Source organism: Chryseobacterium gleum, from assembly GCF_900636535.1.
In the GTDB taxonomy this organism is placed as follows: domain Bacteria; phylum Bacteroidota; class Bacteroidia; order Flavobacteriales; family Weeksellaceae; genus Chryseobacterium; species Chryseobacterium gleum.
Map to the genome: position 1 here is coordinate 5411731 of NZ_LR134289.1, position 12316 is coordinate 5424046.

3 protein-coding genes and 1 pseudogene are annotated in these 12316 nt (G+C 36.1%); 2 read left to right on the top strand and 2 right to left on the bottom strand.

Annotation, left to right across the window (positions count from 1 at the left end; genetic code table 11):
- Window positions 1–19: 19 nt before the first annotated feature.
- Entirely contained in the window at window positions 20–3067 is a 3048-nt protein-coding gene (locus EL165_RS24890) for a T9SS type A sorting domain-containing protein (protein WP_002980735.1), read from the top strand.
- 39 nt (window positions 3068–3106) lie between these two features.
- On the opposite strand, the gene EL165_RS24895 is transcribed toward EL165_RS24890, so the two are convergent.
- A complete protein-coding gene (locus EL165_RS24895) occupies window positions 3107–5179 on the bottom strand; it encodes an alpha-ketoacid dehydrogenase subunit alpha/beta (RefSeq protein WP_002980734.1) in 2073 nt (690 codons plus the stop codon).
- A 76-nt stretch (window positions 5180–5255) separates the two neighbouring features.
- A complete protein-coding gene (locus tag EL165_RS24900; RefSeq protein ID WP_002980733.1) occupies window positions 5256–7379 on the bottom strand; it encodes a S8 family peptidase in 2124 nt (707 codons plus the stop codon).
- A 264-nt stretch (window positions 7380–7643) separates the two neighbouring features.
- Between EL165_RS24900 and dnaE the strand changes: the two are divergent.
- A pseudogene (dnaE, locus tag EL165_RS24905) lies at window positions 7644–12312 on the top strand (DNA polymerase III subunit alpha).
- Window positions 12313–12316: the final 4 nt, after the last annotated feature.

Consider the following 12316-nt stretch of genomic DNA (forward strand, 5'->3'; position numbering starts at 1 on the left):
TTTGCAAAAATTTTTAACTATGAAAATATCTAAAATTGCTTCTTTTGTTCTGTTATTAAGCCTACTAGAAAATGGTGATCTTCTAGGACAGAATTTACAAGCAACAGCTAATCTATTGGAAACTAATTTTAGTGCTGATAGTAAGCCCTCTCAAATGAATTTTATTACTTCTGATAAATTGATTTTCAATACTAAATTTGGGATTACAATAAAAGGCTCGGGTAATGAAAATAGCAGATTGTTAATCAAAATAAGTTCAGCATATAAAAACTATGTCAATGAAGATTATACATATACGTATGATGCGACGAAAGCTTTACATATTTCTGTAATTGATCATAATGCCTATTTTTTTATAAAAAAGAACTCAAAATTAAGTCTCTGGAAAACAGATGGAACGGATGCTGGTACAAAAATGATTAAAGAATTTCCTAATGTAAATTTTTCAACGTCAGATTTTAGTATTACAGCATTTACAAAGATTAATGGTAAGCTTATTTTTGATATTTTTCATCAGTTCGGATCACCAACAAGGAATGAGTTATGGGTTTCTGATGAAACTTCTTTAGGAACTGAAATTGCCAATACGATAAGTAATAATTTTAACAGTGGAACTAATAATTACGTAAACGTTAACAATATTCTGTACTTTACCAATTATAATTCTGCTTCTCAAAGGAAATTATGGAAGTCAGATGGAACAATATCAAATACTTCTATTGTTTTTAGCGGTATACAAGACGATTTTACTGTTGAAGGAAAGATGGTTGGTTTTAATGGTTTCGTTTATTTTATAAAAAGGAAGAATAATGTCCTGTCCTTATCTTATTATGATCCTAACAACAACTCCATTGTAGATGTTTTAAATCTTCCTGGAATGATTAGCGGAAATGAAGATTTATTTTTACAGAATAATTCTTTGGTCTTTTTTAACAATAATTCTTTGTGGAAATCAGATGGGACAAGCATAGGAACCCATATGGTTACTTCTAATTTATATCCAAATCTTCAAAATGTCAATAATATTTACTTTTTTAAAAATAATATTTACTTTAACTGTTTATTAGGAAATAACTTATATGCAAAATTATTTTATGATGGTAGTACATTGATTAAGCTTGCAGATGTATTTCCTGAGCTTGAGACTGCATCTATTGTAGAAAAATCAAATTCGAATTTCGGCGAAAGTAATTATTTGATTTTTAACACATATTCCAGTAATAACAATAATAATTTCATCGCATTTAATGGAACTTCATTAAAGCCTATTCAGAATTTATTATTCGATTATGATTCTGGTTTTAAAATGGAGATTACAGATACACCAGACAATAATTTTATTATTAATGCAGGTAATAAAAAGTATGGGCAGGAAATTTTTAAGTTTTATTTTAGCAATGGACTTTCAGATTTATATGAAAATGCAAATTCTACTACTGGATCTTCTTTATTATCTCCACAGGAGTTCAATAATAAACTTTTTTATTTTGGAACAGATGAATATGGTTTAGGCCCAATGATTTCAGATGGGACAGCTACTGGAACATATAGAATAAAAAATGATGTTAATGCAGGTTTCTATGGTTGGCCGGTTAGCGACTATGTTCCCAGTATACAGCTGAATAATAAAATCTATTTTCCATGTTCAATAGGAGGAGCGCCTATAGCATTATGTGTCAGTGATGGGACAAGTGCAGGTACAACAATGATTAAGAATGTTAACCCAATGGGAAAAGATGGTTCAAATTCTTATGATTATCCATCCTTTGCCAGAGTAGGGAATACAAACAAGTTTTTATTTAAAGTAAGTGAAAATGATTTCTCTGCTAAACTTTGGGTTTCTGATGGTACTGAAAATGGGACTTATAATTTAAATGCCCTTCCAAGTTTCCAAAATAAATATGCTATTATAAATAATAAATCATATTATGCTGCTTTTGATTATACCTTAAACAAAAGAGTGTTGATGTCTACAGATGGTACTCAGAATGGTACTCAGGTATTTTATAATTTTGTTGGAAACAAAAGTTTTTCTTCAATTTTAGGATATACTGATAATAAGTTTTTTTTTCTAGTGAATAATCAAATAGATTATTGGACAAGTAAGATAGAACTTTGGGTTTCTGATGGATCTGTAAATGGAACATTGATGTTGAAATCCTTCAGTAATCCTCATTATTCCAATCCAGGTTTCAATAGTAATGTAGATGTTAAAGAAGGAAAATTGTATTTTTTTGCTTGTGCTGAAAATACTGCGGATCTAACAAAACATGCCCCTTATGTTTCTGATGGAACAATTAATGGAACCTATAAAATTTCAAGTAATGAATTTGCTAATGGAGCTTATCCTGTAGCTTCACATAGTGGAAGTTTTATAACACATTGTGATAATAAAATTTATTATATGAGTGCTCCAAATTACAATGGATACAATAGTATGTGGGTATATAATAATGGGCAGTTTAGTAATGTATACACTAGTCCATCTCTAGGTAATTCTACATTTTTACCAAATAATTATATACCTTATAATAATGTTTGTATCAATGGTAATTTGTTTTTTCTTAATAAAACGTATTCAGAAAATGAAATATGGGTTACTAATGGTAACGGACCAGTAAGCCCAATATCTATTCAGTCTAATAATATAACAGTAAACAGCAAAATAATTAATTCTATTTCAAAAGTAAATAATAAAATATTTTTGAATGCTCCATTTAATGATTCGAATAATTTTAATTTTTATGGTAATGAATTATATGTAATGGATGTTAATCCAATTACATTAGGAATTAATGAAACAATTAGTAATATAAAAGATCAAAAGGCTCTATCGCTTATTATTTATCCTAATCCCGTTGTTTCTGAAGTTAATCTAATGTCCACGAAAGATAATGAAATTAAAGACATTGAAATATATGATGTAAGCGGAATCTTAGTTTTGAATAAAAAACAAGCTAATACAGCAAAAGTTTCGTTAGATTTAAACAGTTTAATAAGTGGAACTTATCTCTTAAAACTTAAAACAGAAAAGGGAATGATAATAAAGAAAATAATTAAGAAATAAAATAAAAAAACTCTAAAAATATTTTAGAGTTTTTTATTTTTAATATTTCAGCATTTCTTCGATCTTCTTGGAAAGCTTCTCTGCATTCGGAAGCATTTCTTTTTCCAGTACAAGATTGATGGGTACTGCAGGTACATCCAATGATCCCATTGTTTCTACAGGAGCATCAAGATATTTGAAGCAGTTTTTAGAAATACGGTGTGCAAATGCTTCTGCAAATGAGTTATTAAGTTGTTCTTCAGTCAGAACGATGCATTTTCCGTGTGCTTTTACTCTTTCGAAAACAAGTTCTTCATCAAGAGGAATTAAAGTTCTTAAATCAATTACTTCAACTCTTCCGTTGAAATTCTTAACGGCTTCTTTAGCCCAGTACACTCCCATACCATAAGTAACTACCAATACGGTTCTGCCTTTTTCAGTTTCAGTTTTATCAGCCTCAATGATTACTTTCCCTTTTCCGAACGGAAGTATATAGTCTTCGGCAGGTTCGATAGTTTTTGCATCTTCGGTTCCAGGAACTTTACTCCAGTATAATCCTTTGTGCTCAAGCATCACTACAGGATTCGGGTCGTAATAAGCCGCTTTTAATAAACCTTTAAAGTCCGCTGCATTGCTTGGGTATGCTATTTTGATTCCTTTGATATTGGCAAGAATACTTTCAACACTTCCACTGTGATAAGGTCCACCACCGCCATATGCTCCGATAGGAACACGGATAATATTGCTTACCGGAAATTTCCCGCCGCTTAAATAATTTGATTTTGAAATTTCTGTAATTAACTGGTTTATGCCCGGATAAATATAGTCAGCAAACTGAACTTCAACGATTGGTTTTAATCCAACAGCACTCATACCAGTTGTGGATCCGATAATATAGGCTTCCTGAATTGCTGTGTTGAATACTCTTTTACTTCCGAATTTTTTTCCTAAAGTAACCGTTTCACGGAAAACTCCACCTATTCTTTCTCCTACGTCCTGACCATAAAGAAGGGCTTCAGGATGTTTCCACATTAATTCCTGAATGGCGTGGATAGCGGCGTCAACCATTACAATTTTTTCACCGTTAGCAGGCTCGCGTGTCCCTGTTTCTTCCGTGATAGGAGTGGGGGCAAAAACATGCTGCATAACGGTTTCAGGCTTCGGATCTTCTGCATTTTTAGCTTTTTCGAAAGCTTCTTCTGCTTCAAGACGTGCCTTTTTAGTGATTTGCTTTAAAAGATCTTCATCAGCACCTGATTCCAGTAAATACTTTCTAAGGATTTCTCCCGGATCTTTGGCTCTGTGTTTAGTTAAATCTTCTTCATCTCTATAAAATTCTCTTCTTACTCCGGAAGTGTGGTGTCCAATCAGTACTGTTTTTGCACAAACCACCAAAGGCTTTCTTTCTGTTCTTACAAAGTCTACAGCTTTTTTCATGGCCTCGAAACTTTCCACGAAATCAGTACCATCCACTCTCATTCTGCTTAGTCCTGTAAATCCTGCTACAAAATCATAAGCATCACATGTTCTGGCTTCTTCCTTTGTTACAGAAATTCCCCATTCATTATCCTGAACAAGAAAGATGATAGGAAGCTGGTGCAAAGCAGCGAATTGTAATGCCTCACTTACTTCACCTTCGGTAACAGAATTATCTCCAAGACTGCATACCACAACAGGATTATTTTCAAAATTCTGAAGGTTGAAATCCTGAATATATTTGATTCCCTGTGCTACTCCTGTAGTAGGTATAGTCTGCATTCCGGTTGCAGAACTCTGATGAATGATCTTTGGTTTGTTCTCATCTCTGCTTGAGGGATGTGAATAGTAGGATCTTCCTCCCGAAAAAGGGTCATCAGCCTTAGCCAGTAGTTGAAGCATTAATTGGTAAGGCTCAAAGCCAATGCCCAGAAGAATACTTTCATCTCTGTAATAAGGAGAAATCCAATCCTCTTTTTTTAACTGATAAGCTGTTGCAAGCTGGATGGCTTCGTGACCTCTTGAAGTACTGTGAACGTATTTGCATACGTTTCTGTTTTCTTCGTAAATATCAGCCATTGCCTTGGCAAGCATCATATGATTATACGCTTTGAGTAATATATCCTGAGAAACTTTTTCGTGAAGTGCATTTTCCATAGGAAGCAAATATACATAAAAAAACAAAATACTAACAACTGTTAGTATTTTGTAACGAATTCTTTGCAGATATAGATTATTCCTTAATCACTTTTTTAGAAATAACATCTTTGTCTGTTTTTATTTCAATGATGTAGATTCCTTTTGTGTAAGAGGATAAATCTACTGTTTCTTTATCATTGTTAATGATGCCGCTTTGCAGTTTCTTACCTGAAAGATCATAAATAGTAAAAGCAGATTTTCTAGGGGCTTTTAATATATTCGTGAAATCTTTTACAACAGTTGGAGCTAAAGTAATCCCGTCTGTAGCAAAGGCTGCTTCTTTTGTTCCAAGTACTTCTGTAAACCCTGTTACAATAATGGAGTAGTTTTGAGGAGCAGTAACACTTGGGGAAGCATTATTTTTTAAGGTACCTTTGTGAGAAATCTCAATTTTGTAAACAGCTCCTGGTGTTGGATTATCGATCACAACCTGCTCTACGTTGTCTACTGTATTGTCACCTTTTGTTGCCGGCGACATAGGATTGTTTGCATCCAGTTTCCATGGAAGATACACTGTATTGTTTGCCATGTTAGTAATTTTAACATCCAAATCATTGATTAACCTTGAAACTCTGTTATTATATAAATTATCCCATTGGTTGGTAATATTTGTATACTCCGGATCAATCCAGGATATAGTCACTTTTAATGGTTCAGACCCGGATGCTTTTACAGTTTTAGTATTAACAGCGCCGTTATTTAATGTTTCATTATTAAAGATTATCGTGTTGTTGGATTTTCCTACCAGAAGTTCAGCTCCTTTTTTGGCATTGATATACCCCCAGCCATACCATGGATCCGGCCCTATTGTTCCTGCTTCAAGAGCTGAATGTACCATTAGTGTTTTTGAAGCAGAAGCAATGAGTTCCGCATTGTTGAATAAGGATTTATATATCTGCATCCAAAGTCCGATAATCCCCGCCACCTGAGGAGCTGCCATTGAGGTTCCGCTATTAATCTGCCACATTATACTTCCGGTAGTGTTTTCTGCTGTAGAAGCCATCCAGACATCGGTACCCGGAGCAGAAATATCCGGCTTGATACCCCCGTCATCTCTCGGCCCTGCACTGCTATAATCGGATTTTACTACATCAGTAGCGGCAGTATATCTTTTATTGTTTGTTGTAATAGGATCGGTTGCTCCCACTACAATAATGTTTTTGGCTAATGATCCGTAACCTATACAGTCGTAGCCTTGTGAACAGTTAGCAGGTGGGGCTGTACCTGCGGCATAAGTTGAATATCCAGAACCATTATAATAATATGCTGTAGTGGTACTGCCTGAATACCCTGGTCCGAACCCGAAGTAGTTCCCGGCTGATTTTACAATGGTATACGTAGGATTATTATACACGATGGCATCATAAGACTGATCACTTGTATAATAGGTCCCCATTAAATCGTAATTAGTTCCGGCAATATAATTTCCTCCCCAATACCAGGCATTGGCCGGATATCCGTTAGCGGTAGTTTTGTAATCCCAAGCTGCATTTACACCATAAGAATGATTTGAAATTTTAGGCTGAGCCAGTAAAATTTTACTGAATACAGTGCTTGTGGTTGTGTTGCCCGGCAATGTTGTAGTTGCAAATCTGTAAGAATCCATTGTAGAATTCAGGGCAATTCCCATTGCATCTCCTGAGATTGATACTCCATTGCTAGTAGCTGTTAGAGGAGATGGTTTAGCCCCGATAATACTTGCTACCCCTGTAGAATGGGCACTATAAGCATTGGTTGCCGCCTCTTTATTGGTAATTCTGCCTGGTGTATTATTAAAAGCTGTATGAGTTTCAAAAATCCTTCCTCCATCAAAAATAGTATACAGAATTCCTTCTCCTTTAAAAGCCCCGGTTAGCCCGTTTACACCTCCGGCAGTAGTTAATGCATCTACATTGTTATTTAAAATTTGATTTTGATCTTCTGATTGGTAAAAGTTTGGAACATTTCCACTAAATCCTGCCAAATTTTCTCTCATATCCTGAATTATTTTTTGTGTTTCAGGGCTTCTGTCGCTACCGAACCTTTTCGAAACATAAGAGTCAAATTTTTCATTGTTCTCTTTGTTTTGTCTGTCAAACTCTCTTTTTAACGCGTCGTTGTTTTGTGCACTTACTAAACTTATTGCCAAAGTGCTGATGAGAAGTAGATGTTTCTTCATTTTTAGATATAGAAATATTAAAATTTTATTTCATCAAATATATGATAAATATTTATTATATAGTGCTTTTTGGTGGATAATTCTAATTTTTTAATCTTATTTTTTGATATTTATTTTATGATTATTGTAATTAATTATTTTTTAATAAAGCGGAGTTGTTTTGTTGTTTTAATGTTGTTGACTTGTTGTGTTTTAGTACCAACCAATAATTCGAAAAAATGAAGTAACTTTACATTCTCTTTTATAAAAAAGTTAGAGCATTATATGTATTTAATTTTTGACACAGAAACAACCGGTTTACCAAAAAATTTCAACGCTCCGCTTTCAGACTCTGATAACTGGCCAAGAATGGTACAAATTGCCTGGCAGTTGCACGATGATGACGGAAACTTGATTGAAAACCAGGATTATATAATAAAACCTGAAGGGTATGATATTCCCTTCAATGCAGCGAGAATTCACGGGATTACTACGAAAATTGCCAATGAGGAAGGACGAGATCTTCAGGAGATTCTAGAAGAATTCTCCAAAGTTTTGGAAAAAGTAAGAGTAGTTTCCGGACATAATGTAGAATTCGACTATAATATTGTAGGAGCAGAATTTTACAGAAAAAATCTAAAAGACAATCTCCAGGAAAAGCCCAAAGCAGATACCATGATTTTGGGTGCCGACTTCTGTCAGCTTGGCGGAGGACGTGGAGGAAGATTTAAACCCCCGAAACTTGAAGAGCTTTATGAAAAACTTTACGGAAGTAAGTTTGATGAGGCCCATAATGCTGCTGCCGACGTAAATGCAACGGCCAGAGCTTTCTTCGAAATGGTAAGAATTGGAGTAGTTCCTGCAGAAACATTAAAGATTTCGGAAGACCAGCTGGCCTATTTCAAGAGTCTTTACCCGGATCCGATCAAGCCCTTCAATATTGTTATCAGAAGGCAGGTTGCTGATTTTCATAATAAGAAAAAGCAGCAGGATTTTGGAAGCATTGATGAAATTGATTTAGGTAAATATTTCAATTTTGATAACCATAGTGTTTTCTCCACACTTACAGCTACTTCAAGCATCAATGATCTGATTAAAAAAGCTTCTGACGAAAACTTTCCGGCTGTCGGAATGGTGGATCTTGGAAATATGATGGGAGCTTTTAAGTTTGTTTCAGCAGTGGAAGGGGCTAATGCAGACAGAGCGAAAAAACATAAAGAATATCTTGCCAAAAAACAGGAAGCAGAAGAAAACGGAACTGAATTTAATGAAGAAGAACCTGTTTCAGAACCGCTTATTCCTGTTGTGGGTTGTGAATTTTATATTTCAGACCGTTACGAGCAAAAGCAGTTTACAAAAGACGATCCTGACAGGAGAACGCAGGTGGTGCTTCTGGCAAAAGATTTTAACGGGTATAAAAATCTGGCAAAGCTTTCCAGTATTGGTTTTCTTAAAGGATTCTATTTTGGAGTTCCAAGGGTAAGCCGTGAACTGATTGCCCAATATAAAGAAGGAGTTATTGCTTTAACTTCCGGAATTATGGGGGATATTCCTGATGCGATCTTGAATACCGGTGAACAGAAAGGAGAGGAGCTTTTCAAATGGTGGAAAGATACTTTTGAAGATGATTTTTATGTACAGATTCAAAATCATAAACTTCCTGAAGAAGAGCATTTGAATGAAGTGCTGTTATATCTGGCGGATAAATATAATGTCAAAATTTTAGCTCAGAACGAGACTTTTTACACCAATAAAGATGATGCCAATATCCAGGATATTGTAAGCTGTATCAAAGATGGTGAAAAACTCACAACACCTATAGGAAAAGGGTTTGGTAAAAGAAGGGGACTGGCTACAGGTGAATATTATATCAAGAGTTCAGATGAAATAAAAGAAGCTTTTTTAGCTTATCCTGATGCATTTGATGCTTATGAAGAATTTACGGGCGAAATTTAAACCTTATACCTTAAAGAGAGATGTACTGCTTCCTAAGTTTGATATCCCCGAAGAATTTATCCATGCAGAAGATGAGGTAGATGGTGGGAAAAGAGGAGAGATGGCTTATTTGACGCATCTTACCTATGAAGGAGCAAAAAACAGATATGGAGAAGAAGGTATTACCGATGAAATCAAAGAGCGTCTTGACTTTGAGCTTGAAGTAATTGCCAATACCGGTTATCCGGGATACTTCCTTATTGTACAGGATTTCTGTAACGAGGCCCGTAAAATGGGAGTTTGGGTTGGTCCGGGAAGAGGTTCTGCTGCAGGATCTGCGGTAGCTTACTGTATCGGAATTACCAATGTTGACCCTATTAAATACGACCTCCTTTTTGAGAGGTTCCTGAACCCGGAAAGGGTATCCATGCCCGATATTGATATTGACTTTGATGACGAAGGAAGAGACAGGGTTATCAAATGGGTAATTGAAAAATACGGACAGAGCCAGGTAGCACAGATCATTACCTATTCTGTACTTGGAGGAAAGTCTGCCATTAAAGATGCCGGAAGAGTACTGGATGTTCCGATTCCGGATACGAATAATATTGCCAAGCTGATTCCTTCCACACCCGGAATGAACATTGCAAAAGCTTTAGCAAAATATGATAAGCTAAAGCCGGAAGAGCAGATGCTCGTTGATGAAATGAGATACGTTCTCGAGAGTCCGGATGATTCGCGGCACGGAGTTCTGGCCAGTGCTAAAAAGATGGAAGGCTGTATCAGAAATACCGGAATTCACGCCTGTGGGGTGATCATCACACCGGAAGATGTGAGCAACCTGGTTCCTGTGACGATTGCTGCAAAAGATGCTGATATCCTCGTGTCTCAGTTTGATAACTCGGTAGCAGAAAGTGCAGGTCTTCTGAAGATGGACTTCCTGGGGCTCAGAACACTGACGATCATTAAAGACGCTTTAAAACTGGTGAAAGCAAGGCATGGAGTTGATATTGATCCCGATCTTATTCCGCTTGATGATGCTAAAACCTATCAGTTATTTAAAGAAGGAAGAACAGTAGGGATTTTCCAGTATGAAAGTCCCGGGATGCAAAAATACATGAGAGAGCTTAAACCAACGGTTTTTGCCGATCTTATCGCTATGAATGCCTTGTATCGTCCAGGCCCTATTAAGTATATTCCAAACTTTATTAACAGAAAGCATGGAATTGAAGAAATCGTTTATGACTTGCCGGAAACGGAAGAATATTTAAAAGAAACATACGGAATTACCGTTTATCAGGAGCAGGTAATGCTTTTGTCCCAGAAGCTGGCTAATTTCACCAAAGGTGAGGCCGATACGCTAAGAAAAGCAATGGGTAAAAAGCAGATTGACGTTCTGAATAAAATGTATCCGAAATTTATTGAAGGTGGTCGCAAAAACAACCTGAATGAGGAAAGACTGGAAAAAATCTGGAATGACTGGAAAGCCTTTGCAGAATATGCCTTCAATAAGTCTCACTCAACATGTTATGCCTTTATCGCTTATCAGACTGCTTATTTAAAAGCCAATTACCCGGCAGAATATATGGCGAGTGTGATGAGTAACAACATTAACAATACAGATTCAATTACTATGTTCATGGAGGATTGTAAAAGTATGGGCGTGGATGTATTAGGTCCCGATGTTAATGAATCTCAATATAAATTCTCAGTAAACGAAAAAGGGCAGATCCGTTTCGGGCTGGGAGCGATTAAGGGAATAGGTGAAGGGCCGAGCGAGGCGATCACCAGAGAAAGGGAAAACGGAAGATTCAAAAATATCTATGATTTCTTTGAAAGAATTTTGCCTTCCCAGATGAATAAAAGGGTAGCGGAGAGTTTGGTGCTAGCCGGTGCATTTGACGAGCTGGATTCATTCCACAGAGGTCAGTATTTTGATATTGATATGGCCGGGAAAACAAACCTGGAAAGACTGATCAGATACGGACAAAGCTTTCAGGAAAGTAAAAATGAGATGGAACACTCGTTATTTGCAGATTTTGCGGAAGAAGTTCAGATTGAACAGCCTAAACTTGCACCATGTCCCGAATGGCCAAATATGCATAAGCTCAATAAAGAAAAAGAGATTATTGGTTTCTACCTTTCTGCACATCCGCTGGATGAATTTAAATATCAGTTTCAGTTTATGCAGGGACAGCTTTCCAAGAAAGCGGTTCTTGAGAAAAATGAAGAAGAAAAGGTAGTTACAGATGAAGCACCTGTTTTGGAGCAGGATGCCCTGGACGATGCTGTGGATCTTACTGAGATTGTTTCAGATGATGTAGTGGCAGGTGAAGAGGAAGTTATAGAAGAAGTGACCAAAAAAGCAGAACCAAAAGGAAATTTCCTGTTCCTGAATCTCGATGAAGTGGATGCTTATAAGGAGCAGGCCTTTGCCAACAAGCAGGAAGAATTGTTTGAAGAGAAAAAGAAAGACTGGAAAACCCTTCAGAAAGAAAGAGAAAACGGTGGCGGAGGAAAAGAGTATACTGTCGCCGGTCTAATTACGGAATACAGAGTTCAGGATGGTTTCAGAAGTGGTGAGAAGGTTGCTTTTGTTACGCTGGAAGACTATTCCGGTTCATATTCATTCAGATTGGGGGACAGAGATTATATGAGGCTGAAGGAAAAGCTGGAGGTTCAGAGATTTGTTATATTTAAAATAAAATTTGCCCAGGTGAAAGACGGAAGAGTTTTCGTTAATGTAGTTGATGTTATAGAGCTTCAGGAAGCATTCGAAAGATTTGCAAAAAGTATTTCGCTTGTAATGGATGTAATGGATGTAAGGCCTGAAGATCTTGATTTTTTCAGAACAGTTCTGGATCGGAATAAAGGAAATCAAAAGCTGAAGTTTTTTATTAAAAACCTTGAAGATGATTCCCATATTGAAGTGCAGTCTATGAAGCACTCAGTTGATCTGAATGGAGATCTGATCAAAGAAATTCAGTTATTGAATAAATATGAGTTTTATTTGAATTAGAATA

Bases quoted from the DNA above. Each gene is read 5' to 3' on its own strand.
- EL165_RS24890 (WP_002980735.1), top strand. From the start codon at position 20: ATGAAAATATCTAAAATTGCTTCTTTTGTTCTGTTATTAAGCCTACTA.
- EL165_RS24895 (WP_002980734.1), bottom strand. From the start codon at position 5,179: ATGGAAAATGCACTTCACGAAAAAGTTTCTCAGGATATATTACTCAAA.
- EL165_RS24900 (WP_002980733.1), bottom strand. From the start codon at position 7,379: ATGAAGAAACATCTACTTCTCATCAGCACTTTGGCAATAAGTTTAGTA.